The 22,775-nt window shown below is 66.4% G+C and carries 22 protein-coding genes and 1 tRNA gene; 13 read left to right on the forward strand and 10 right to left on the reverse strand.

The annotated features are described in order from the left end of the window. The first annotated feature begins 204 nt into the window (after positions 1–204). The gene (locus ACNS88_RS02690; protein ID WP_435093654.1) at positions 205–486 is read left to right on the forward strand and encodes a Sec-independent protein translocase subunit TatA/TatB; all 282 of its coding nucleotides are present in this window, start codon (positions 205–207) and stop codon (positions 484–486) included. A 60-nt stretch (positions 487–546) separates the two neighbouring features. Continuing rightward, a tRNA-Arg gene (locus tag ACNS88_RS02695) sits at positions 547–619 on the forward strand. A 205-nt stretch (positions 620–824) separates the two neighbouring features. Here ACNS88_RS02695 and ACNS88_RS02700 read toward each other — a convergent pair. Continuing rightward, positions 825–1,526, reverse strand: coding sequence for a DUF1405 domain-containing protein (locus ACNS88_RS02700; protein WP_435093656.1), 702 nt, complete (start codon positions 1,524–1,526; stop codon positions 825–827). Positions 1,527–1,634: 108 nt separating this feature from the next. Between ACNS88_RS02700 and ACNS88_RS02705 the strand changes: the two genes are divergently transcribed. The 7 genes from ACNS88_RS02705 to ACNS88_RS02735 are packed head-to-tail and all read left to right on the forward strand — an operon-like array spanning position 1,635 to position 10,858. Next, the gene (locus ACNS88_RS02705) at positions 1,635–5,294 is read left to right on the forward strand and encodes an ATPase, T2SS/T4P/T4SS family (RefSeq protein WP_435093658.1); all 3,660 of its coding nucleotides are present in this window, start codon (positions 1,635–1,637) and stop codon (positions 5,292–5,294) included. Positions 5,295–5,321: 27 nt separating this feature from the next. Next, the gene (locus ACNS88_RS02710) at positions 5,322–7,364 is read left to right on the forward strand and encodes a type II secretion system F family protein (protein ID WP_435093660.1); all 2,043 of its coding nucleotides are present in this window, start codon (positions 5,322–5,324) and stop codon (positions 7,362–7,364) included. After that, on the forward strand, positions 7,354–7,935 hold the full coding sequence (locus tag ACNS88_RS02715; protein WP_435093662.1) for a DUF7287 family protein: 582 nt from the start codon (positions 7,354–7,356) through the stop codon (positions 7,933–7,935). Before ACNS88_RS02710 ends, ACNS88_RS02715 begins: the two co-directional genes overlap by 11 nt. A gap of 2 nt (positions 7,936–7,937) precedes the next feature. Beyond that, on the forward strand, positions 7,938–8,543 hold the full coding sequence (locus tag ACNS88_RS02720) for a DUF7288 family protein (protein WP_435093664.1): 606 nt from the start codon (positions 7,938–7,940) through the stop codon (positions 8,541–8,543). Continuing rightward, positions 8,531–9,556: a DUF7261 family protein gene (locus tag ACNS88_RS02725; protein ID WP_435093666.1), complete on the forward strand. Its 1,026-nt coding sequence runs from the start codon at positions 8,531–8,533 to the stop codon at positions 9,554–9,556. Before ACNS88_RS02720 ends, ACNS88_RS02725 begins: the two co-directional genes overlap by 13 nt. Next, complete coding sequence (locus ACNS88_RS02730; protein WP_435093668.1) at positions 9,549–10,043, forward strand: DUF7266 family protein; 495 nt, start codon at positions 9,549–9,551, stop codon at positions 10,041–10,043. The genes ACNS88_RS02725 and ACNS88_RS02730 overlap by 8 nt, the downstream gene beginning before the upstream one ends. Next, on the forward strand, positions 10,040–10,858 hold the full coding sequence (locus ACNS88_RS02735; protein WP_435093670.1) for a DUF7289 family protein: 819 nt from the start codon (positions 10,040–10,042) through the stop codon (positions 10,856–10,858). Before ACNS88_RS02730 ends, ACNS88_RS02735 begins: the two co-directional genes overlap by 4 nt. 45 nt (positions 10,859–10,903) lie before the next feature. Here the strand turns inward: ACNS88_RS02735 and ACNS88_RS02740 are convergent, their stop codons facing one another. Continuing rightward, positions 10,904–12,709 carry a DUF7289 family protein gene (locus ACNS88_RS02740; protein ID WP_435093672.1) on the reverse strand — a complete coding sequence of 602 codons (1,806 nt, stop codon included), beginning with the start codon at positions 12,707–12,709 and terminating at the stop codon, positions 10,904–10,906. 145 nt (positions 12,710–12,854) lie between these two features. Between ACNS88_RS02740 and ACNS88_RS02745 the strand changes: the two genes are divergently transcribed. Together ACNS88_RS02745 and ACNS88_RS02750 are read left to right on the forward strand one after the other, a co-directional pair. Further along, a complete protein-coding gene (locus tag ACNS88_RS02745; protein WP_435093674.1) occupies positions 12,855–13,175 on the forward strand; it encodes a transcription factor S in 321 nt (106 codons plus the stop codon). Positions 13,176–13,246: 71 nt separating this feature from the next. Then, positions 13,247–13,810, forward strand: coding sequence for a DUF6517 family protein (locus tag ACNS88_RS02750; protein WP_435093676.1), 564 nt, complete (start codon positions 13,247–13,249; stop codon positions 13,808–13,810). 14 nt (positions 13,811–13,824) lie between these two features. Here ACNS88_RS02750 and ACNS88_RS02755 read toward each other — a convergent pair whose 3' ends face one another. From ACNS88_RS02755 to ACNS88_RS02765, 3 genes are all read right to left on the reverse strand, one after another. Beyond that, positions 13,825–14,352, reverse strand: a complete 528-nt coding sequence (locus tag ACNS88_RS02755) for a DUF7332 family protein (RefSeq protein ID WP_435093678.1) — start codon at positions 14,350–14,352, stop codon at positions 13,825–13,827. 121 nt (positions 14,353–14,473) lie between these two features. Beyond that, complete coding sequence (locus ACNS88_RS02760) at positions 14,474–14,845, reverse strand: methylglyoxal synthase (RefSeq protein WP_435093680.1); 372 nt, start codon at positions 14,843–14,845, stop codon at positions 14,474–14,476. Between the two features lie 102 nt (positions 14,846–14,947). Further along, complete coding sequence (locus ACNS88_RS02765; RefSeq protein WP_435093682.1) at positions 14,948–16,873, reverse strand: beta-CASP ribonuclease aCPSF1; 1,926 nt, start codon at positions 16,871–16,873, stop codon at positions 14,948–14,950. A 227-nt stretch (positions 16,874–17,100) separates the two neighbouring features. On the opposite strand from ACNS88_RS02765, the gene ACNS88_RS02770 reads away from it, so the two are divergent. Then, positions 17,101–17,610 carry a DUF7984 family protein gene (locus tag ACNS88_RS02770; protein ID WP_435093684.1) on the forward strand — a complete coding sequence of 170 codons (510 nt, stop codon included), beginning with the start codon at positions 17,101–17,103 and terminating at the stop codon, positions 17,608–17,610. Between the two features lie 3 nt (positions 17,611–17,613). Here the strand turns inward: ACNS88_RS02770 and ACNS88_RS02775 are convergent, their stop codons facing one another. Then, the gene (locus ACNS88_RS02775) at positions 17,614–18,498 is read right to left on the reverse strand and encodes an SDR family oxidoreductase (RefSeq protein WP_435093686.1); all 885 of its coding nucleotides are present in this window, start codon (positions 18,496–18,498) and stop codon (positions 17,614–17,616) included. Positions 18,499–18,796: 298 nt separating this feature from the next. Between ACNS88_RS02775 and ACNS88_RS02780 the strand changes: the two genes are divergently transcribed. Continuing rightward, positions 18,797–19,825, forward strand: a complete 1,029-nt coding sequence (locus ACNS88_RS02780; RefSeq protein WP_435093688.1) for a DUF7504 family protein — start codon at positions 18,797–18,799, stop codon at positions 19,823–19,825. A gap of 303 nt (positions 19,826–20,128) precedes the next feature. Here ACNS88_RS02780 and psmA read toward each other — a convergent pair whose 3' ends face one another. The 4 genes from psmA to ACNS88_RS02800 are packed head-to-tail and all read right to left on the reverse strand — an operon-like array spanning position 20,129 to position 22,753. Then, complete coding sequence (gene psmA, locus ACNS88_RS02785) at positions 20,129–20,914, reverse strand: archaeal proteasome endopeptidase complex subunit alpha (protein ID WP_435093690.1); 786 nt, start codon at positions 20,912–20,914, stop codon at positions 20,129–20,131. Between the two features lie 4 nt (positions 20,915–20,918). Further along, positions 20,919–21,398: an Rpp14/Pop5 family protein gene (locus tag ACNS88_RS02790; protein ID WP_435093692.1), complete on the reverse strand. Its 480-nt coding sequence runs from the start codon at positions 21,396–21,398 to the stop codon at positions 20,919–20,921. Between the two features lie 7 nt (positions 21,399–21,405). Next, positions 21,406–22,044, reverse strand: coding sequence for a class I SAM-dependent methyltransferase (locus tag ACNS88_RS02795; RefSeq protein WP_435093694.1), 639 nt, complete (start codon positions 22,042–22,044; stop codon positions 21,406–21,408). Next, positions 22,028–22,753: an RNase P subunit p30 family protein gene (locus ACNS88_RS02800; RefSeq protein WP_435093696.1), complete on the reverse strand. Its 726-nt coding sequence runs from the start codon at positions 22,751–22,753 to the stop codon at positions 22,028–22,030. Before ACNS88_RS02800 ends, ACNS88_RS02795 begins: the two co-directional genes overlap by 17 nt. Between the last annotated feature and the right edge of the window lie 22 nt (positions 22,754–22,775).

Here is a 22,775-nt window from a genome sequence, read left to right on the forward strand (position 1 = left end):
TTAATGGTTTGTATCACGATTTGTCGGCTTCATCCCCGAGGTCAAGCCTCGGGGTATTCGCCTTGTCCGCTGATAAATCCGATGCAATCTCCGTCAATGCGAAACCGGCACAACCGGAGGGGTCGGAAGCGCTCAGGCGCCACCTGTGGGTGTCTCAACGAGGCAAAAAGACTATAGTCGCCAGAGAGCTACGGTCGTGTAGAGATGGCAAGTGCGATACCACTGATCGGCGGCATTCCGGCGGGCCCGGAGCTCCTCATCATCCTGCTCGTGTTAGTCCTGTTGTTCGGGGCGAACAAGATTCCGAAGCTCGCTCGGTCCACCGGTCAGGCAATGGGCGAGTTCAAGAAGGGACGCGAAGAGGTCGAGGACGAACTACAGCAGATGCAGGGCGACGAGGACGAGGCGCCAATCGAGGCCGACTCGACGATCGACGACGAGGACGACGAGTTCGAAACCGAGACTGAAAAAGAAACCAGCGTATAGTCGACCCCGCGGCGCCGACCGATCCCCGTAGCGGCGTTTTCTTCGCTCTCTACCCGCCGTGGGCGCGTGGCCTAGCGGACAGGGCGAGAGGTTCCTAACCTCTCGATCGCGGGTTCGAATCCCGCCGTGCCCGCTATCTGCGAACGAAGTGAGCAGTAGCGGCACAAGCGGGATTCGAAGCAGGGAACGAAGCGAGCGCAGCGAGCGAAGTGACTGAGGTTCGAATCCCGTCGCGCCCGTTCCTTCGCTACTGCTCAGTCACCGGCGCGACTGGCTCCACGCTCGCTCACTCCGTTCGCTCGCGAGGATCCCGCCGTGCCTGCTTTCGCCTCTGCCCTTTATAGATCCTCATCGAGCCGCCGGAACGATCGGTTCGCGAGCCACACCGACCCGACGCCGATCGCGAGCGTCGCGCCCGCCAGCAAGAGGGTCGGCTCGTACAGGAGGGGCGGGTGGTAGCCGACGCCGTAGTCGACGGCGACGTTGACGACGACGAGCGTCAGCGCCAGCACGAGCGCCCCCCGCGTCGTCCGGCCGAACGCCGGGAACAGCAGCGCGAGTCCGACGAACAGCAGGTGCGTTCCGAGGACGCCCCAGTAGTAGATCCACGCGTCGGGAGCCGCGACGTAGGCGCCGAACGCGAGGTTCAGCGAGACGAGCGGCCAGAGCCCGAACTGGACCAGCCAGACGAACGCGACGGTCTGGAGGTAGGCGAGCCCGCGCGAGGTCGAGGCGTCGGTCACAGACTCCCCACGGCGGACCGTCGGAACGAGGCTTAAAAGGGCGATCCCGCCGAGCGCGACCGCGACGGCCGAGTCCGCGTACAGGGGCCACAGCGGGACCGGTACCTCGTCGGCGGTCGGCGCGTAGTACCCGGCGCCGACCGCGAGCATGAAGGCGGTGAAGCCGAACACGACGGCGAGGCTCTGCGGGGTGCCGAGCAGTTCCTCGGCGATCGCGTCGCGGACGCGTCGCCGGACCGGCGCGCGCCGGAGCCGACCGAGCGACCGGAGCCCGCCGGAGGCGTCGGAGCGAGTCACACGGTCTGTTTCGACCGCGATAACCTAAAAGCCGCCCTCTCCCCGGGGATTATCAGTCGCGGGTTTTTGCGAGACACCTTTTTCAACGACCGAACTGTTGCTGTAATCATGGCAACCGAGGACGCCGAGCGTTCGCCCCTCTCGCCCGACGAGACGGTGGGATCGCCGGCGTCCGATCCCCCGGTGTCGATGGGGCGGTACTCGTGGCGCTCGTTCCTCCGCGACCGCGGCCGTGATGACGCCGCGGGAGAGCTGTACGCCGACATCGGCGAGGAGCCGATCATCCCAGCAACCGCCGTCGATGCGCACTTCCAAGGGGGCGTCGATCGGGTCGTCCGAGCCTCCGGCGTCGACGACCCGTATGAGGCCGACGGCGACACCAACGTTCCGGGACACGGGACCCCCGAGGCGGGTACCGTCGTCATCGGCCCCGACCACGTCGTCCTCAGCGGCGCGGCCGTCGTCCCCGCCGGGACGTCGACCGCGGAGGGGGACGAGAGCGACGAGGAGGAGAACGGCGACGATGAAGATGGGGGCGAAGGCGACGAGGATGAAAGCGCTGGGGTCACCGGAGACGACAACCCGGTAGAAACGACCGACGAAGCAGCCGACGAACCGGCCGAAAGCGATCGCGAGGTACCGGACGAGCCGGAGGATCACCCCGGCATCGCGGTCGACGGCGCGGGCGTCACCGGCATCGTGGTCGCCGCGAGCGCCGACGTGGAGTTGGTACCGCGCCGCGCACCGACTGACGAGGAATGGTCGCAGGTCGACGTCGACCCGAGCGAGTTCCTCGGGTTCGATCCCTCGGAGACCGGGTTCCGAGTCGGCGCGGCCGCGGCGGTGGGAGACGTTCTCTGGGACCTGTGTTCGGCCCGGTACAACCTCTACGAGGTGCCGGTGCTCAAGGGGTACTACACGTGGGACGACTACCGCGACGAGTACTTCCTCGACGAGGAAGGGAACCCCCCGACCGAGGAGAACGAGGAGGGGGAAGCGAAGCCGCTGGAGTTCACGCACGACGACAAGGTCGAGGCGCTGGGGTTCGATCCCGATCGGACCGAGGAACTGCTCGGGGCGGGCGGAAGCGCCGCGGCCGACCTCGCCGAGCTGGTCGACGAGCGCACGGTCGACGTGAACCCGGAGGTCGACGAGGACGCGTTCTTCTCGACGGACGAAGGCGACACCACGCTCGCGAACCGGTACGACTTGGAGAAGGCGGTACCGATGCCGAAGAAGCGCCACTTCCGCGAGATCGAGCGGTACTGGGTGAACAAGCCGTACGCGTTCGTGATCGTCTTCCGGTCGACGAAGGAAAATGAGGTGAAGTACTACGCGGTCCAGCCGTACCGGACGGAGATCGAGACCGATCTCGTCGAGTTCCTCACCGGGAAGCTCCGGACTTCGATCAAGTACGCCGACGAGTCGATCGCGGGCGGCGACGAGGCGTTCCGCGAGGGCGTGATCGTCGACGAGACGCTGACGCTGCTCGATCGATACGACCTCTACAAGCGCGACGACGGGGACGACAGAAGCGCCGTCGACGACGTCGTGGACGATCTCGTCGACCGCTTCGGCTTCGATCTCACGGAGGGGATCGCCGGTCGGATCAGCGAATCGCTCGGGTACGAGCCGCCGACGGAGTCGGACGCAGAGTCGGCGCCGGCGAAGATACTCGCCCGCCCCGAGCCCGCGGTGCTCGCGGAGGACTCGGAGACGCTCTCGGAACATCAAGTCGAGAAGCTGCTGTACTACCTCAAGCGCGACTTCATCGGCTACGAGCGCATCGACCCGATCAAGTACGACATCAACGTCGAGGATATCTCCTGTGACGGGTACAACTCCCCCGTCTTCGTCTACCACTCCGACTACGAGCAGATCATCAGCAACGTCTACCACGAGACCGACGAGCTCGACGACTTCGTCGTGAAACTCGCCCAGCGCTCCGGAAAGGGGATCTCGAAGCGGCGCCCGCAGGTGGACGCGACCCTCCCGGACGGCTCCCGCGCCCAGCTCACGCTCGGTCGCGAGGTGTCGGATCACGGGACCAACTACACGATCCGGCAGTTCAACGAAATCCCGTTCACGCCGATCGATCTGATCAACTGGAAGACGTTCTCGCTCGACGAGATGGCCTTCCTCTGGCTCTCGATCGAGAACCACAAGAGCCTGATCTTCGCGGGCGGCACCGCCTCCGGAAAGACGACGAGCCTGAACGCCGTCTCCCTCTTTATCCCCTCGAACGCGAAAATCGTCTCGATCGAGGACACCCGCGAGGTCGAACTTCCCCAGCGCAACTGGATCGCCTCGGTCACGCGCCCCTCTTTCACCGACGACGACAAGGGCGATATCGACGAGTTCGACCTGCTGGAGGCCGCGCTCCGGCAGCGTCCCGACTACATCGTGATGGGCGAGATCCGCGGCGAGGAGGGCCGCACGGCTTTCCAGGTGATGTCGACCGGGCACACCACCTACACCACGTTCCACGCCGACACCGTCGGCGAGGTGCTCAAGCGGTTCACCACCGATCCGATCAACGTCTCGAAGACGATGTTCACCGCGCTCGATCTGGTCTCCGTCCAGACCTCGACGCGGGTGCAAGGCAAGAAGGTGCGCCGGAACAAGTCGCTGACCGAGATCAACCACTACGACGCCGAGAACGACGAAATCAACGTTCAAGACGTGTTCCAGTGGCAGGCGGAGACCGACGAGTTCCTCCAGATGGGTGACTCGAACACGTTAGAAGACATCATGTTCGACCGCGGCTGGGGCCGTGAGACCCTCGACGACGAGCTCCAGAAGCGTCGCGTCGTGTTGGCGTATCTCATCGACCGGGGCCTCAACAGCTACGCGCAGGTGGCGGCGACGTTCCAGGCGTTCATCAACGACCCGGAGACGGTACTCGCGCTGATGGCGAACGAGGAACTGGAGCGGTCGCTGGAGGACCTCCGCGAGATGGAATCGGTGCTGATCAACGTCGACCGCGACAAAGAGGAGATGGTACCGCGCCCCGACCCCGACGAGGCGGGCCGCGAGGAGGTGGAGCAAATCTTGGCGGAGGCCGATGACCTGTTCGCGGAGTACCGCGGTCGGATGCCCGACTCCGTCGCCGACGCCCTCCTCGACGTTGCGCCTGTCGCTGACGTGGAAGCGGAGTCCGGCACCGGCCGCGAGGCGCTCTCGCAGGTGGCCGACGAGGCGATCGAGATCGGCGAGATGAGAGAGAACGGAGACGGTCCCGACGACGAGAGACGCGATGATGAGACGACCGAGGCGCCGGACACGCCCGACACCACTGACAGAACCGAGACGCAGACACCGGTTTCCCACGACGCCTTCGAGGGCGTCGCCGACGCGACGCCGCCGAATCAAGGGTTCGGAGTGTCCCCGACTGACCCGCTTGACGGGGCCGAAGCTGACGACGGCTCCGAGTCCGGTCCCGATTCGGGAGCGACCGGGGACGGAGGCGACGCAACCGATGAGCGGGACGCAACCGATGGGATCGACTTCGACGAGCCGTTCGACGAGGGGATCGACGTACTGCAGTCGGACGCGGGCGCGTCCGACTCCGAAAACGGGGCCGAAGCGGCGGATATCGAGGCTCAGATCGGAGACGGAAAAGCCGATGACGGCAACGATCCCGGCGACACCGAAGCCGACGACGACAACGATCCCGGCGACAGTGATGAGGAATCGGACGCCAAGGAGGGCGTCGACGATATCGATGACTGGGGATTCGGGACCGTCGAGTCCCCGGAGGAGCGGTAGCCGCATGGTCCGAACGGGGTGGAGCGCGTGAGCCTCGACACGGGCGTCGGCGGCGGCTCCGTCGACGAGAACCTCCTCGCGGAGCTGTTCTACCCGGTGTTCGAGCTGCTCTTCGATCCGGACGGCGACTTCGTGGGCGACGTGGAGCGCAAGCTCGCGGAGGCGCGGATGCCGGATCAGGTGGAGATGTACGTCTCCAAGGCACTGGGCGTCGGCCTGCTCGTGGGCGGAACCCTCTGGGCGCTTGGGACGCTGATCGGCTACGGCGTGTTCTCGATCGGGCTGATCGATCCAGCCGCGCTCTCGCTCGGTGTGCCCGCTCCCACGCCGGCGGTTCAAGAGGTACTGCGGTCGCTCGTCGTGCCGGCTGCGGTCCTCGTCAGCGGCCTCGTGTTCGGATCCATCGGATTTGCGATCGGCTTCGGCGGCGTAGTGGCGATCCCCTACTCACAGGCGTCCTCGCGGAAACGCGAGATCAACCTCCTGCTCGCGGACTCCGTCTCGTTCATGTACGCGCTGTCGGTCGGCGGCCTCAACCAGCTCGAGATCCTACGCGCGATGGCGAAGGCAGAGGACACCTACGGCGAGGTGTCCCGAGAGTTCCAGAGCATCGTCAACGAGACCGAGTACTTCGGCACCGACTACCGGAATGCGATCCGCCAACAGTCGATCGAGACGCCCTCCGACGAGCTCTCGCAGTTCCTCGCGGATATGCTCTCGATCGTCAACTCCGGCGGCGATATGGAAAGCTTTCTGAAGGATAAAAAAGAGAAACACCTCCGCACCTCGAAACAGGAGCGCGAGATGACCTTGGAGACGCTGGAGCTGTTCGGCGAGATGTACATGACGCTCTCGCTTTTCCCCCTCCTTCTCATCATCATCCTCGTCATCATGGGGATGATGGGCGAGTCCGACGAGCGCCTGCTGTACGCGACCGTGTACGCCCTCATCCCGCTGACCGGTGTGGGCTTTCTCGTCCTCGTCTCCACCGTCAAGCAGGACGAGCCCGGCGACGGCTACCTCCACCCGGACGGGGGAAGCGAGCGGCTTCGACAGACCAGCCAAGAGGGACTGCTCCACTTCGGGCTGATCGAGGGGTTCGTCGGCCAATTCGGCGTCTTCGACCGAATCCGGAACCGCGAGGGGACGTACAAGACCAAACAGATCGTCTCCGCGCCGCACCTGTTCCTGCGTGACAACCCGCTGTACACGCTCGCGTTGACCGTCCCGACTGCGATGGTCATCGTCGGCGTCACGGTCGCCTCGGGGAGCGCGCCGACGACATTCGAGGGGTGGGTGGACCGCCCGGTGTGGTCGACGTTCGTCTGGGTGTACGTCCCCGCGTACCTCGTGATGGCGCCGCTCGCCGTGTTCCACGAGTGGAGCCAGCGGTCCAAGCGGGCGATCACGGGGAAGCTTTCGGAGAGCCTGCGGAAGCTCTCGTCGGCGAACGACACCGGACAGACGCTGCTCGAATCGGTGGAGACCGTCTCCGAGACGTCGACCGGGAAGCTCGCCGAGGAGTTCGAGGTGGTCCACGCGAAGGTGAACTACGGGATGAGCCTGCGGGACGCTCTGGTGGAGTTCAACAACAAGTATGCGGTTCCGCGGCTCTCCCGGACGGTGAAGCTCATCTCGGAGGCCCAGGAGGCCTCCTCACAGATCACGGACGTGCTGACCACGGCTGCACAGGCCTCCGAGAACCAGGACGACATCGAGCGCGACCGGATCTCCCAGACCCGGATGCAGGTGGCGATCATCGTGATGACGTACGTCACCCTGCTGGGCGTGATGGCGATCCTCCAGACGCAGTTCATCGACGTGATGGGCGGGCTCTCGTCGCAGGCGGACGGCGGGGCGGCCGGGGGCGCAGGCGGCGCCGGCTTCGGGGGCGGCGGCGGCGTCGATCCCGACGTGCTCTCGCTCCTGTTCTTTCACGCCGTGACGCTGCAGGCGATTCTCTCCGGGTTTATCAGCGGGTACATCCGCAACGCGGACATCATCTCCGGCGTCAAGTTCGCCGTGGTCCTGATGACGCTCGCGCTGGGAGTGTGGATCTATGTGGGGTAGACGCACCGCGTCGAGCGGCGGCCCGCCCTCGACGGGCGTCCGCGCCCAGACCCCGATCGACTTCGCGGTCGGCGCGGGCGTGTTCCTGTTGGCGCTCGCCTTTGTGATCGCCTTCGTCCCGACGCTGTTCGACCCCTTTTCAGCGGCGTCGACCGCCTCGCCGGTGGTGAGCGATCGGGTCGCCGCAGGGCTCGCCGGCGACCTGCTCGCGGCGTCGCCGACGGAGCCGGGCGTGTTGTCCCCGGCGTGTACGGTCGCCTACTTCGAGGGCGAGGAAGGGAACGCCACCCTCGCCGAGACGGCCAACTGTCCGGCCGGAACCGCAAACGACACGGCCGCGGAGTTCGGGCTCGACGACGACGTGCTCGTCGTCGTCCACGCGATAGGCGAGGCGGCCCCGGTCGGCAACGCGTCGACCGTCTCGGTAGACACGGAGTACGGTTCCCAGACCGTCGAACTGCGCCGCAGTACGACTGACCCGGTCCGCGTCGATCGCGGCGGCGTCAGCGTCTCGCAGCGACTCGTCTCGATCGAGGGGACGCAGTATCGGCTCACGGTGTGGGTGTGGTGACGATGTTCCGCGACGAGGACCGCGCGCAGGCGCACACGCTGGAGGCGTTCGCGGCGGCGATCCTGATCGTCGCCGGGCTCACCTTCGCACTGCAGGCGACGGCGGTGACCCCGCTGTCGGCCAGCACGTCGAACCAGCACCTAGAGAACCAGCAGCGGGCGGTCGCAAACGACTTGTTGGAGACGAGCGCGGCGAACGGCGACCTCGAGGCCGCCCTGCTCCGCTGGGATCCGGTGAACGAGACGTTCACCGACAGCCGGAGTCCGAGCTACTTTACGGGTGGTGGTCCGCCAAACGCGTTCGGCGAGACGCTGAACGCGACCTTCGGCGAGCGACGGACCGCGTTCAACGTTTATATCCGACACGGACCGGGCAACGAGGACCAGACGCTGCTGGTGAACATGGGTTCGCCGAGCGACAACGCCGTGACGGCGACGCGCACGATCGTCCTGACCGACGACGCGAACCTGACCGCGCCGGGACACGAGAACACGACGCTGCGGGCGCTCTCCGACGGATCAGCTTCCGGCGAGTTCTACGCGGTCGACGCCGGCAGCGGCGCGATTTACGACCGAATGGAGGTGCGCATCGTCGTATGGCAGCTATGATCCCCGGGGCGTCCGACGGCTCCCGCGACGAGCCCCGTCACGGCGGCGGTCCGTCCGGCGACGACGACTCCCGTGGCAGTCACCGGTTTCGCGACGCGGACCGCGGGCAGCTCCTGTTGGTTTCCGGGCTCGTCGTGGCCGTCTCGCTTGTGGCGCTCGTGGTGTTGTTGAACGCGAGCATCTACAGCGAGAACGTCGCGACTCGCGGGATCGAGGCGGCAGACGGGGAGGTGCTGGAGGTCCGCGCGGCCGCGGTCGAAGAGACCGGAAAGCTGATCGACGGGACGAATCGGAACCGGCCTGCGGACCACGACGCGGCGGTCACGGCGGTCGCCGACGGTATCGCCGAGCTCGACGCGCACGTTGCCCGTGCGTACGCCGATCGTGGCGGGGTGACTCACGTCACGGGCAACACCTCGTCGATGCGGAACGGAAGCTACGTGACGGGGAACCTCACCGCGAACGGTACCGGCGACTCGAATGCGACCCTCGCCGCCGATGTCGCCCAAACGCGGGGGTTCGTCGCCGAGGTCAACCGGGACTCCCTCGCGTCGACGGACGCGGGCGGGGCGGCGTCGGACGCCTTTTATATTGCGTTCGACGACGGTACCAATGAGACGCGGGAGGTGTACGTGTACAACGACACCGACAGCAACGTCACCGTCGCCGTCGGCGAAAACGGGAGCGATCCGACGGTCATCTGCTCGACGTCCGCCACCAGTCCCGTCGCCGTCGATCTGACCGGCGGGAGGCTCGGCAACGAGCGCTGTCCGGGGCTCTGGGCCTCGAGCGGCGGGGCACTGGGAACCCCCTACAACGTGACCCTCGAACGAACCGATGCGGCGAACGGCACAGTGACTGCAACCGCGCGCCCCACCACGGGAGACTCCGTCGACTCGGACCTGACGGCGACGCCGGCAGTGTACGACGCGCGGATCGACCTCCGCTACCGGACCGCTGAACTCCGATTCGAGACCACGATCCGGGTCGCCCCGGGTGAGCCCGATGCGTGAGCGCGCGGGCGGCGAGCGACCAAGGTTCGCCGGCGACGACCGCGCCGTCAGCGTCACCGTCGGCTACGTCCTGACGCTCGCGATCGGCGCGATGCTCCTCTCCGGAGTCGTCATCGGGATTGGCGGCGTCATCGACGGCCAGACGGACCGGGTCGTCAGGGGCGACCTCGCCGTGGTCGGACAGACCGCCGTCGCGAACCTCGAAAGCGCGGACCGGATCGCCCGCGCGGCGGAGGTCGACCGCCCCGACGGCACCGACGCCCCGACGGTCGCCGTCGCCGTCGACCTGCCCACCCGGATCGCCGGCCGGCCCTATCGGATCGCGGTCGACAATCAGAGTGTGACGCTTCGGACCGACAACCCGGACGCAATCGGCGAGATCACCCACACCGTGGCTCTCCCGGTCGAGGAGTCGAACGTCCGAGGCGGCCCGATCCGGATCCGATACGACGGCTCGACCGGACAGTTGGAGGTGACAGAGCGATGAGTCGGCGGCGGGACCGGACGGTCTCGGTCGGCGGCATCTCTCCGCTCGCTGATGACGACCGCGGAGTGAGCGACGTCGTCGGCTACATCCTCGTGTTCTCGCTGATCACGATATCCATCGGCACGGTGTTCGCAGTCGGGATCACGGGCGTGGAAGACCGGCAGGAGGCCGAGCGCGTCGCCAACGTCGAGCGCGCGTTCGACGTACTCGACGACAACCTCCGAGACGTTCAGCGGTACGGCGATCCCAACCGGGCGACGGAGATTCGGTTGGCCGGCGGTAGCCTCTCGATCGAGGGGAAGACGCGGTTCGCGCTCGCGAACACCAGCAATTCCAGCGACGTCGCGAACGGCACGCTCGCCGAGTGGACCTCGAGATCCGTCGCGTACCGAGAGGGAGAGACGACGGTCGCCTACGAGGCCGGCGCGCTGGTCCGCGGCGACGGCGGCGGCTCCGTGATGTTGTCCGAGCCCCGATTCGTCGCCGCGGGCGGTCGGACGACGCTGCCGATCGTCGCGCTGGTTCGCGGTGACGGAGACGAGCGCGTCGCTGGCGACGGAACCGTCCAGATCACGGTGGTCGAGAGCCCGAACGTCGACTCGGAGACGACGCGCTTCGGGGCCGCGAGCGGCGAGACGCTGTACCTCTGGGTCGAGACCGATCACCCGGACGCGTGGGCGCGCTACTTCGACCGCGCCGACGGAGTCTCCGATGCGACCCCCGCCGGCGCCGACGGCGTCGCCGTGGCGGAGCTGGCTCACGACGAGACGGTGTACGTTCGCGAGGTCGCTCGGCTCGTCAGGCTACACCGGTGATCTGGACGGGGCAACGCCGAGCGACGGTGCCGGCTCCATGCCCGGCTAGTCGCTCTCGACGGTCACCCGGTGTCGAGAGACGTGGAGGTGGCTCACCACCGGGACGGAAACCCCTTCGAACGGCTGGAGGTCGGCGAGCGACTCGTCGTAGTGGAGGCTGAGATCGGCCGTTTCGAATTCGAAGCTTCCAGAGGTGAACGACCCCTTAAACCGCATCTCGTCGTGGAGTTCGACGTCGCTCGTCGGCGTGAACATCACGCCCGTGAACTCGATCCCGGTTCCCTGATCACCCTCGAAGAAGATCTCGTCGCCGCTCGAGTACAGCCACATGTTTCCGGCCACGTCGTCGTCAGCGGTTATCTGTGCCTGATCTTCCACGTTGACGTTTCCGGTGTTGTACAGCTCGAACCGGGTGGTAACAGCGGTCGTGATCGCTGAGTCGCCTCGAACGCTGACCGCGCCGTCGACGAACAGCCTGTTTCGGTTCCCGCCCTTCGCGTGGAGGGTGGACTGGTCCTGCATCGAGAAGCTGCTCTCGACGAGAACCGCGATGTCGTCGGTGGTTCCGGTGTCGTTGTCGCCGATAAACTCGACGCTGCCGTCTCCGCTCGCGTCGAGTTTCCCGTTGACGTGAACTGTCGCTCCGTCCGTGAACTGAAGGGTACTGCCGTTCGACACCGAGATGTCGCCGTTCACGTAGGTGTCGTTGTCGATATTTTTGACCGACCCGTCGTTGAGGTTGAACCCCGAGACGGTGTTCGATTCGAGGTTCTGATCGCGGACCCGATTCATCCGCTCGGTTATCGCTCCGGAGATGGGATCCGCGCTTTCGAGTGAGTCGTCGGTCCGGTTGTCGCCGGTGATGGTCAGCTTGTCTTCCTGTCCGGGGGCGATGTTGTACGACTCCGCGACGACATCGCCGCGGATCTCGACCGACTTGGTGTTCCCGCCCCCGCCGGCCGTGAGCCGGAACTCACCGGTGGTCTGGACCGTCGCGCCATCGTTCGCGTCCGAGGCGTTGTACGGCCCGTCGGCGGAGTCGTAGCTGTCGGCGTACAGCGTTTTGATCCCACCCATGTCGATCCGAGACTTACCGACCGCGGAGACGCTCGCGCTGAGCGTGGGATGAATCGTCTTCGTCCGGAGCGCGACGCGGACCTCGGTCGGGGACAGCTGGGTGACGTTCGCCGCCGTACGCGACTCGAAGAACCGTCCCCACGCCTCCGCGTACTCGCTCTCGACCGTGATCGTCACGTTCCCGCCGAGCAGCGGGTTCGAGGTGTTCTCGGAGGGGAACAGCCCCTCCGGATGCGTCGACGTGCCCGTCACGACGGCCGCGTCGCCGAGCCGCCCGTTGGCCCCGTCGATCGTCACGAGCGGGAGCGTGAGCGTGTCGCCGCGGTAGTGGAACTCGGGCGGGGACACCATCCACGATCCGTCGCCGTTCGACCGCCAGACCCCGCCGCCCTGGTACGCGACCCGGTCGTCGCCCCGCTCGTAGACGATGGCTCCGAGCGTGACGTTCCTCCTCATCGTTTCCAGATCGCCGGTCGCGTTTTCGGCCTCCACCTCGATGCGCATGACTCCCGCGTCGTCGTCGACGCGCACGTCAGCGCGCTGACCGGGGTCGAGCCGGACGCGCTGGCTCGTCGACCCGCCGTGCGCGACGAGGCTGGTTTTCGAGTCGACCTGCGTCATCACCCCCTCGATCCGCTGGACGTCGGCCGACGACTGGACGTCGCCGAGCGCGGTCGAGCCGACTCCGACCGTTATCCCGACCGCGGTGATCGTGAGCCCTAAGAGGAGGACGACGCCGATCACCTCGCTCTGTGCGCGGTCGGGAGTGTTCATGCGACCCGCTACACCGGGAGGACGGATAAACGTCGACGCCCGAGTATCGGATCTGAGAGCGGTGGGCGCCGTGGGAGCAGATCGCGACACGGCGCCGTTCGTCCGCGATCCCGCCGTTTATATAGGATCCGCGGTTGGTTCCGCCATGAAGTTCTGCGACGAGTGCGGCTCGATGATGAAGTCCGGCGAGGGCGAGGACCACTGGGTGTGCGGCTCCTGCGGCCACGAGAGCGGCCGCGACGACGGTGACAACGAGTGGACCACCGAATCGCAGGTCGAATCGGAGGTCATCGACGTGAGCGACGCGGAGGACAAGGGACTCCCGAAGACGACGGCCCACTGTCCGGAATGCGGGAACGACCGGGCGTACTGGTACATGCAACAGATCCGGTCGGCCGACGAGTCCGAGACCCGCTTTTTCGTCTGTACCGAGTGCGAGCACAAGTGGCGCGAGGACGACCACTGAACGCACGGAGCCGTCAGATTTCGGCCGATCGCCACGTCCCTTTTAATTACTTCGGCGAAGAAACGCCGTCTATGGACCCGCCCGTCGTCCCCCGCGAGCGACTCGACGGCTGGCGGTACGTCGACGAGACCACGGAACGAGCGTTCGCCGCCGGTCCGGTCTCGGTCGACGCGAGTACGGTGCGGTACGAGCGCACCGGGACGGAGGCGCCACGCCCGTTCTGTTTCGCGAGTCGGCTACGAATTCGTCCGGCGACCGCGCCGAATCCCGCCCTCACCGCGCTCGTCGAGCGACACGCTCGGTCGGGGTTCCGCGACCGCCTCGCCGAGCGCGATATCGAGCAAATCGACCACCGCGGCGACCGAGAGATATCGGTCGACGACCCGAGCGCGTCGCGGGCGACGCTCTCGACGTTCCGCGGCGTGGCGCGCTTCGCGGGCGGCGGTCGAGGCGTTCCGGTCGAGGCGCTGATCGCGGTCTGGGTCGCGGGCGGATACCTGCTCGGCGGAGGTGCGTATCCCCTCGACGAGTCGGCGTATCCGTCCGGAGGGAATCCGACGGACGCGCGCCGAGAGCTGCTGGGGATCGTGCGAGGTATCGAGTCACCCCCGGACCGCGACGGGGGCGATTTATAAGGGATTTCGACGGCCTAACACGGCACTGAGCCCGCGCTCGAATCGATCGGCGAGCCGTCGTCGCGGTACTCCGGGTCGTCGATCGATCCGGCGAACATCGGGAACTGAAGCTCGTAGGCGTACAACACGTCGAACGCCGCGAACGGGTCGATACCGTTCGCGAGCGCCTCGCGAGCGGTCAGTCTCACGCCGGCGCCGAGCGTCACGATCGGATCGCCGGCGAGGGTCCCAGCCGCCTCGATCCCGAACTCGTTGCCGGCGGCCGGGTCAGTCAGCACGGAGAGATGGATGATCGCCTTGATCGCGGGCCCCTGATCACCGATCGAGATCGGGTACCCCTCACCCGCGAAACACTGTGTCGGGGGAACGACCCGAACGTCGGAGGAGCCCCCCGAGGCGACGCTCGCAGTCGGGTCACTACCGCCGGGTGTCGCTGCCGCACCGGCGACGAACAGTCCGCTTGCGACGGTCACCGAGACGAGCAGCAGCGCGACCGCTAGCGCGGCGAAGCCAGCACTGCTGGTCCCGGAGCGGTGTCTCATCAGCGATGGCTACGTGCCGGCGGATAAAAACGGCGCGGGGTCGGTTATCCGACCTGATACTCAACGCGATGGGACGCGACGCCGGCGCGCTCGCACCCGCCGAGCGATCGTCGCCCCGCGATCACGCGTCGCCGAGGAGTCCCTCGACGAGCAGCTCACCGCTCGCGACGTTCGTCGCGAGCGGGATGTCTTTCACGTCACAGACGCGCAAGAGCGCGGAGATGTCCGGCTCGTGGGCCTGCGCGGTCAGCGGATCGCGGAGGAAGACCACGCCGTCGATCACGTCGTCGGCGATCATCCCGCCGATCTGGAGGTCGCCGCCGTACGGCCCCGACGCCTGCCGGTCCACCGTTAGCCCCGTCTCGTCGGCGATACGCTTCCCCGTCGTCCCGGTCGTGACGAGTTCGCACTCGCCGAGCGCGTCGGCGTGAGCGGTGACGAACTCGACCATCTCGTCTTTCAACTCGTCGTGGGCGATGAGCGCAATGCGCATGAACGGACCGTCGCCACGGCGGCGCTTAAAAACTCTCTTCAACGCAACAGGTCAGGTGGCCGGGTGCCGTGACCGCGGGCGGCGCTCGGTTCGCTCGCCGCTCTACTTAAACCGGAAGGTCTCCAAGTTCTTCGGCGCGAACGTCCGCATGTTGTAATCGTGGTACAGCGCCGACGAGAGGTCTTGGACGGAGCTCTCGTCGCCGTGGACGCACAGCACCTTCTCGGGGCGCGGGTTCATCGTCTTCACGAAGTTCTCCAACCCCTGTCGGTCGGCGTGGCCGGAGAAGCCGTCGACGACCTCGGTCCCCATCTCCAGGGTGAGCGTGTCGCCGCGGCTACCGCCGCCCCAGCCGTCAACCGGGATCTCGTCCCAACCGTTCTGGATCCGACGACCGAGCGTTCCCTGCGCCTGGTACCCGACGAACACGAGGTTCGAGTCCGGGTCGGGGCCGATGTGGCGGAGCCACGACATGATCGGTCCGCCCTCGATCATCCCGGAGGTGGAGATGATAATGCACTCGTCGCCGTCGGCGACGTCCTGCCGCTCGTCTTCGCCGGCGTCGATGTGGTTGAACTGCTCCGCGAGGAACGGGTTCTCGTCGTCGTGGAAGATCCGGTCGCGGAGGTCGTCCCGGAGGTACTCGGGGTAGGTGGTGTGGATCGCGGTCGCCTCCCAGATCATCCCGTCGAGGTGGACGGGCATCTCCGGGATGTCGCCGTTCCGCATCGCCTCCTCCAAGACGAGCATGATCTCCTGAGACCGCCCCACGGCGAACGCGGGGATGACGACTTTTCCGCCCTGCTCGTACGTCTCGTTGATGACCTCCTTGAGCGCCTCCTCGGAGTCGGCCTGATCGGTCTGGTAGTCGTTACGGCCGCCGTAGGTGGACTCCAAGACGAGCGTCTCGACCCGCGGGAAGTCGTTGACCGCGCCGTTGAACAGGCGGGTGTCGTCGTAGTGGATGTCGCCCGAGAACGCGACGTTGTAGAGGCCGTCGCCGATGTGAAAGTGCGTGACCGCGCTGCCGAGGATGTGACCCGCGTTGTGGAAGGTGAGCTTCACGTCCGGCGCGATGTCGGTCACGTCGCCGTACTCCAGCGGGATGGTGTGTTTGATCGCGTCGCGGACCTGCGCCGACTCGTAGGGGGGCGTGCGCCCCTCCTTGGCGGCGACGTCGAGGTAGTCGAGAGTGAGCAGCCCCATCAGGTCGCGGGTGGGCTCCGTCGTGTAGATCGGGCCGTCGTAGCCGTATTTAAACAGGAGGGGAACCAGCGCCGAGTGGTCGAGGTGGGCGTGGGTGAGCACGACGGCGTCGAGGGTCGCCGCGCCCGCACCGAGCGCCTCGGGGACCTGCAGATAGGGCACCTCGCCTTCCGCACCGGGCTTGTCGCCGCAGTCGATCAGCACGCGCGTTTCGGGCGTCGAGAGGATGAAAGCAGCCCGGCCGACCTCGCGACAGCAGCCGAGCGTCGTGATCCGGACCCACTCGTCGTCGGACATCTCCTCGCGGTGGATCTGTCTGCCGACGCGTTCGAGGATGTCGCGGCGCTCCTCGCGTTCGTTTTTGAGGAAACCGCGCACGTTCGAGACGGTGGAGGACTCGATCGGGGGCGTCCGAACGACTTCTGGAGTCCAGCCGACCTCCTGGGTGATCTCGCGGAGCGTCGAGCCGCGACGACCGATCACCATGCCGGGCTTTTCGGCCTCGATGACGACCTCGCCGGTGTCCTCGTGGAAATCGAGGTCGGTCACGCCGGCCTCCTCCGGAATCACCGAGCGAACCTCCTCCTCGGCGCGTGCCGGTGGGGCGAGAGCGCTCGGGTCCGGACGGACGGTGATCCGCTTTCGAAGCTTGGAGGCGAGCCGACGGATCAGGTCGCCGTCGCCGGCGAAATCCTTGGGGTCGCGCGTGTACACGACCAGCTCCGGTCCCTCGTATTTGACGTCGGTGACCGTGATGTCGTTCGGAATTTCCTGTTCGATCTCTGATTTCAGGGTATCGAGTTGCTTATCGACTTGACTCATATCTCACTGCGGGTCGTCTGGGTGCCGTCGTCGTCGAGCAGCGTATCGGTACGCGACGCGGCTCGACGGTGAACGGTCGACCGTGACGGGGTAGGCATAGTGGTAGTACTGTCCGTAGGTGATACCGTGCGGGAACAGCCAGCGAAAACCCGCTTAGATGCTGTTTAGCCCGGTTGTTATAAAACCCTTCGCAAAGGGCAAACCCCCTGGGTGCGAACGGCGACCACATGCGTATCACGCCCGAGACGGTCCGAGACGAACGCGCGTGGGTCCGGGAGCGAGCCTCGGTCGTCGTCCCCGTCATCAACGAGACCCGCGATCGGCTGGGACGGCTCTTCGAGACGGATGTCGATCCGGTCACTACCGAGGCGTACCAACGCGAGGTCGACGCGGTGTTCGCCGACGGCGAGGTCGCGGTCAACGTCGCCGGCTGCGTCGGCCTGCTCCGTGACCTCGACGTGGCGAACGACTACCCCGGATTCGTCGTCGACGAGGTGCTGGGCCGCGAGCTGGCCGCGACGATCGCCGGCGGTCGCCCCCTCTCGCTGCTCGCGCAGGCGACGTTCCACTTCGTCGACGTGCACGTGAGCGAGGACGCGACCGCCGACGATGCGGGCACCGCCGGCGCCGACGACCTCGACGCCGCGCTCGCAGCCGGCTTTCAGACGCGCCTCCCCGGGTGGGACTGGCGGGAAGAAGAGAGCCCGTTCGCGGTCGGTTCGGGCGGTGACCGGTAGCGATCAGCTCGTGAACTTTCGGACGAAGTCGTACCCGGCGTCGAGGATCGCGTCCGGGAGCAACCGCGCGAGGACGCCGACTCGGGCAACGGTCCCGGGCTGGACCCGGGCGGGCGGCTGCGTCGCGCTGGCGGCGTTGACGATCGCGTCGGCGACGACCTCGGGTTCGACCGCGCCGGGACCGTCACCCCCGAGCAGCTGCGTGTCCTCGAAGAGCTCGTAGAACTCCTCGTAGGCGCCGGAGCGATCGAGGCCGGCGTCGGCGGAGTCGCTCTCGCCGTCACCGTTCCCCGCCTCCCGCTCCGCGCGCTTCGAGAAGTTCGTCCGGACGGGCCCGGGTTCGACGACGACCACGTCGATCCCGAACTCCGCGACCTCGTTGCGAAGCGCGTCCGAGAGCGCCTCGATCGCGAACTTCGAGCCACTGTAGACGCCGCCGCCGGGGAACGATATCCGCCCGGCGACCGACGAGACGTTGACGATCGTCCCGTCGCGCTCGCGACGCATCCCGGGGAGAACGGCCTTGATGAGCCGATGGGGGCCGTACACGTTCACGTCGAACTGCTCGTGGACCTTCGCGGTCGGGACGTCCTCTACGGGTCCGAACTGGCCGTAGCCGGCGTTGTTGATCAGCGCGTCGATGGCGCCCTCCTCGTCGAGGATCCGTTCGACGACGCGGTCGACGTCGGACTGGTCAGTGACGTCCAGCGTCGCCAGCTCGCAGCCCGCCTCGCCGAGCGTCTCGATGTCCGCGGGGTTCCGCGCTGTCGCGTACACGGTCCACCCCTCGTCAAGGAACGCGCGCGCAGCGGCGCGCCCGATGCCCGAGGAACAGCCGGTGATGAGTACCGTCTTCTGCACGCATCGTCGGTCGGCCCCCGACGGCATAACTCTCCCGACCGGCGGCGGACCAGCAGAACGGAACCGGCGCCGTCGGAATTCTCAGTATGGAGCAGGTTGTGACCCCACAGCGGTCAGTACGGACACAGCGCAGCGATCTGTTTGTGAGTTTCCTGTAGTGACTGCGACCGGTCAGACTGTGTTTCCTGTTGAGGATTCCGACAGAGTCGTGACGTTCTAATCACGTTTGGGACCGATAATACATAGTTCAAGTATGATTTATCATATACAAATACATGGAATATGATGAATAATTATTATCAGTCATAGGTGTTTAATGATGATAATGTCCTCTTCCTCTCACTCAATCAATGATTATGTTCGGAATTCGTCCTCCGTTCTTCTCCTTGCCCCTTCACACGAACCCCCCGACGACACTGCTTGTACCGATCTGTTGACGTGCAGTCCGCCCGCGGAGACCAACGTATTGGGCATCACACTCTCGGCGTCTCCCACGGAGCGGCTGTCGGTCTGGCAGCGCGAAGTCGGCAGCGAACTTCCAGCACGGGCAACGATCGTCGATGCAAGACAGAATATGACGAAATCCCAGCTCCCAGCCTCCGAAGCGGGGTCGATCACCGTCCGCGGGGTTCGTGAGAATCCGGATCTCTACGATATCGGTCTCGCTATTGCCAGTCAACTTGGTGTGTGGAAGAACACCGACGAAACGACGCTCGTGTGTCTCGACTCAGTAACGACGCTGCTTGCCGCCTACGACACCGAGCGAGTGATCAGTCTGATCACCTCACTCAACGACCTCTCTGAGCGTCTCGGCGTGACCGCCCACCATCACGTCGATCCGGCTGAACACGACGAAGAGACAGTGACGACGCTTCGACCGCTGTACGATGCGGTGATCGAGTACGCTCCGGACGAGGGCTGGATCCCAACGGAGCACGAGAGAACGACGACGACACCGACGTTCCGTTCGACGACGCCACCGCCAGGTGGAACAGGGAAGACGGATCCGAATCGCCCCGAGACGGTGCCGATGCGGTACTCCTTCGATACAGTACTGGAACTGGTGTCATCCCCGCGCCGGCGCTCACTGTTGTACAACCTGAAGAGCCAGCCGACCGAGGAAATTTCGCTCGATCAATTGGTTGAGGAAGTCCACAGTATCGATCGGTCACTGCCGCTCCGCGACGTGCCGTCACGCGAAAGAGTTCGGATCGAGTTTGTCCACGTTCATATCCCGATGCTCCGCGACGTCGGGGTTATCCAGTACGACGCCGACTCAGAGATGATTCGCTACACGGGAAATCAGGGGTTAGAGGCCTTCCTCCGGTACATCGAAACGATCGAAGTAGGGTGACTGACGGTCTCAACGCAGCCGGCGAGACCATCGCTCGACGACTTTTCTGTCCCTGTGTGGCCGCGACCGGGCAAAATATATCGGGGTCTCTGTGTGACAGAAGTATTTTGAGATATTTCTGTTAAATTTAATAGTACTACTAATTCAGTTATTTTGCAGGTCTCATGACGCTCTTGACTGACAGCGAGAAATCTGCTGAACGACTGACCTGTGAGATCTACGCACCGATCGACTCCAGCACCTCACGGGTTCGACAAGGACGAAAAATCGGAACGTGGGTCCCGCAGACCGCCGGCAAGTGGGTTACTCGTCGTCCACGTCAGCGGCCTCATCGTCGTCGTCCGCCTCCTCGTCGTCTTCCGCGAGCAGGTCGCGCTCGGCGAGGATCTCTTCGATCTCCTCGGCCGGTTGCTCAGCGTACTCCTCGTCCGCAACCGTGATCGTGGCGACGCCGACACCGTCCGGCGACAGCTCGCCGTCGTTCGACTGCGCGAGGGTGTCGAGCGCGAGTCCGACCGCCTCGTCGGTCGAGATGCCTTCCTCGTACTCCTCTTCGAGGTAGTCGCGGAGGTCGCTCCGGTCGGAGCCGATCGAGAGCGCCTGCCACTCGTAGGGGGTGCCAGACGGGTCGGTCTCGAACAGGCGCGGCTTGCCGTTCTCGATCCCGCCGACGATCAGCGCGACGCCGAAGGGGCGCGCGCCGCCGACCTGCGTGTACTGCTGGATGTGGTCGGTGATGTTCTTCGTGAGCGTCTCGATACCGATCGCCTCGCCGTAGCGGAGGCGGTTCACCTGCGCCTGCCGCCGGGCGAAGTCGATGAGCTGGCGGGCGTCGGCGACGTGGCCCGCGCTCGCGACGCCGACGTGGTCGTCGGCCTTGTGGAGCTTCTCGATGCTCTCCGGCTCCATCAGCGGGGACCGGGCGCGCTTGTCCGCCGCGAGGACGACGCCGTCCTCGGCGCGGATACCGACGCTCGCAGTCCCGCGTTTCACCGCCTCCCGGGCGTACTCGACCTGGTAGAGCCTGCCGTCGGGAGAGAAGATTGTGATTCCTCGGTCGTACGCCTGTTGTTGGGATTGTCCCTGCATGATATCACTCGGTGTCGAACGCCGCCGCGCCGACGTACCCCGACTCGGCCCGCACGTCGTACGCGTCCTCGCGCACGACCGCGGACCGCTCGGCGTCTTCGAACGCGACGTCTCGCTGTGTAGAAGTAGCGCCCGCGCGACCCATATATCTTTCTTCACAGGCACGTACCGTCCCCGAAATCCCGCGAACGCGGATCCCGACGGGGGCGCCGTCGACGTCGCTCACACAGCCGATCGCCGCGCGCGCCTCGTCGACGTGCCCGTGACGGGCCCGGACGATCGCTTCCCCCTCGCCGTCGTCGTGTGAGAACGCAAGGAGCGTGAGGTCGGCGTCGGCGCTGCCGGCGTCGCCGAGCAGGTTGCCCGCGGCGTACCACAGGGCGCGCTGGAACGCGCGACGTCCGATGCCGGCGTCGGGCCACGTCTCGATCCCGACCGCGAAGTACCGCCACCGCGGTCGGAGGTGTTTGGGGAGGTGTTTCACGGCGTGGTCACCCGGAGAGCGCGGGTTCGTCCCCGTCGTCGAGCCGCTCCGCGACGATCACGGCCACCTGATCGTGGACGCGCTCGACCGCAGTCACTGCGAACCCCTCCGCCGTGAACGCCTCGACGAGGGTACCGACCGTCGCCGGGTCGTCGACCTCGGGACCGTAAAAGGGCGCGTCGGGGTCCGGGTCCTCGAAGAAAGCCACGTCCCCGAGGACGATCCGGCGGGCGCCGGTGGCGGCCATCTCGCGGATCGCCTCACGCTTCTCGTCGTCCGCGAGATGGTGGAGCGCGAAGTTCGAGGCGACGATATCGACCCGTTGGTCGGGGTCCACCTCGGGCTCGCGGAACTCGCCGTACGCGAACTCGACGTTCGAGAGGCCGCGCTCGTCGCCCTTGCGGCGCCCCTCCTCGATCATCCCCTCGCTGATGTCGCGGGCGAGGACGCGCTCCGCGTCCGGCGCGAGCGCGAGCGCGATGGCCCCCGTACCGGCCCCGAGATCGAGGACGACGTCGTCGGCCGTCGGGGCGGCGTAGTCGACGACGAGGCTCGCGCAGGCGTGGTACTCGTCGCTCTTCGAGTCGTCGTACTCGGCGGCCTTCTCGGAGAAGCGCGCGGCGTGCTCCTCAACCGTCTTCTTCATACCTGCCCAGTCGGACCCCCGGCTCTATGAAGGCCTCGGAGCGGCGGTCCCGGTTGCGGGCCGCGATCTCGCCCCACGCCCGGAGCCCCTCTTCGACCCACTCGGCGTCGAACCCGACCGCCTCGGCGGCGGCGACGACCTCGCGCGGCGCGCGGAGCTGGAGGTGCGAGCGCGGGTTCGCGCTGACGACGTGGGGCGCGTCGTAGTAGGTCACGATCTCGCGGAGCTTCCGGAGGTCGGCCAGCGCGCGGACCCGTTTCCCGCCGGTCGCGTGGAACAGCGGGCCGAGGTCGAACTCCACGTGGACCCCGTTGTCGCGGGCGGCCTTCGCGAGGACGTGGTTGAAGTCGCCCGATCCGTCCATCGGTCGGACCAGCACGTCGACGCGAGGTTCCTCGACCGCGAAGCGGTTGAGGCCGTCGTCGCCCCCGACGAGACAGACCACGGTGCGCTCGGACCGGTAGTTACCCACTGCGCCAGAGGCGCTCGTGGCGTTGTCGGCGTCGATCTCGACCGCGTCGACGACGTCGATCCCGTACTCCTCGCGGAGCGCAGCCGCTTCGTCAGACGGGTCACCGTCTGCCCCGGCCGGGTCGAGCGCCTCCCGCGTCCGCACGACGACCCCGTCGTACCCGTACCGCGCCGCGGTGGCGACGTAGCGGGCGGGAGTCGCGTCGCCGTCGGGGTGAGCGTGGACGGCCTCGTACATGTCCGTCCGTTTCGACTCCGAG

Source organism: Halorubrum shenae (assembly GCF_051194165.1).
Taxonomy (GTDB): domain Archaea; phylum Halobacteriota; class Halobacteria; order Halobacteriales; family Haloferacaceae; genus Halorubrum.

Excerpts from the sequence above, each read along its gene's own strand:
- ACNS88_RS02705 (WP_435093658.1), top strand. The coding sequence starts at position 1,635 with ATGGCAACCGAGGACGCCGAGCGTTCGCCCCTCTCGCCCGACGAGACG.
- ACNS88_RS02730 (WP_435093668.1), top strand. The coding sequence starts at position 9,549 with ATGCGTGAGCGCGCGGGCGGCGAGCGACCAAGGTTCGCCGGCGACGAC.
- ACNS88_RS02765 (WP_435093682.1), bottom strand. The coding sequence starts at position 16,873 with ATGAGTCAAGTCGATAAGCAACTCGATACCCTGAAATCAGAGATCGAA.
- ACNS88_RS02735 (WP_435093670.1), top strand. The coding sequence starts at position 10,040 with ATGAGTCGGCGGCGGGACCGGACGGTCTCGGTCGGCGGCATCTCTCCG.
- ACNS88_RS02755 (WP_435093678.1), bottom strand. The coding sequence starts at position 14,352 with ATGAGACACCGCTCCGGGACCAGCAGTGCTGGCTTCGCCGCGCTAGCG.
- ACNS88_RS02770 (WP_435093684.1), top strand. The coding sequence starts at position 17,101 with ATGCGTATCACGCCCGAGACGGTCCGAGACGAACGCGCGTGGGTCCGG.
- ACNS88_RS02745 (WP_435093674.1), top strand. The coding sequence starts at position 12,855 with ATGAAGTTCTGCGACGAGTGCGGCTCGATGATGAAGTCCGGCGAGGGC.
- ACNS88_RS02690 (WP_435093654.1), top strand. The coding sequence starts at position 205 with ATGGCAAGTGCGATACCACTGATCGGCGGCATTCCGGCGGGCCCGGAG.
- ACNS88_RS02720 (WP_435093664.1), top strand. The coding sequence starts at position 7,938 with ATGTTCCGCGACGAGGACCGCGCGCAGGCGCACACGCTGGAGGCGTTC.
- ACNS88_RS02750 (WP_435093676.1), top strand. The coding sequence starts at position 13,247 with ATGGACCCGCCCGTCGTCCCCCGCGAGCGACTCGACGGCTGGCGGTAC.
- ACNS88_RS02795 (WP_435093694.1), bottom strand. The coding sequence starts at position 22,044 with ATGAAGAAGACGGTTGAGGAGCACGCCGCGCGCTTCTCCGAGAAGGCC.
- ACNS88_RS02725 (WP_435093666.1), top strand. The coding sequence starts at position 8,531 with ATGGCAGCTATGATCCCCGGGGCGTCCGACGGCTCCCGCGACGAGCCC.
- ACNS88_RS02740 (WP_435093672.1), bottom strand. The coding sequence starts at position 12,709 with ATGAACACTCCCGACCGCGCACAGAGCGAGGTGATCGGCGTCGTCCTC.
- ACNS88_RS02760 (WP_435093680.1), bottom strand. The coding sequence starts at position 14,845 with ATGCGCATTGCGCTCATCGCCCACGACGAGTTGAAAGACGAGATGGTC.
- ACNS88_RS02775 (WP_435093686.1), bottom strand. The coding sequence starts at position 18,498 with ATGCCGTCGGGGGCCGACCGACGATGCGTGCAGAAGACGGTACTCATC.
- ACNS88_RS02780 (WP_435093688.1), top strand. The coding sequence starts at position 18,797 with ATGTCCTCTTCCTCTCACTCAATCAATGATTATGTTCGGAATTCGTCC.
- psmA (WP_435093690.1), bottom strand. The coding sequence starts at position 20,914 with ATGCAGGGACAATCCCAACAACAGGCGTACGACCGAGGAATCACAATC.
- ACNS88_RS02715 (WP_435093662.1), top strand. The coding sequence starts at position 7,354 with ATGTGGGGTAGACGCACCGCGTCGAGCGGCGGCCCGCCCTCGACGGGC.
- ACNS88_RS02800 (WP_435093696.1), bottom strand. The coding sequence starts at position 22,753 with ATGTACGAGGCCGTCCACGCTCACCCCGACGGCGACGCGACTCCCGCC.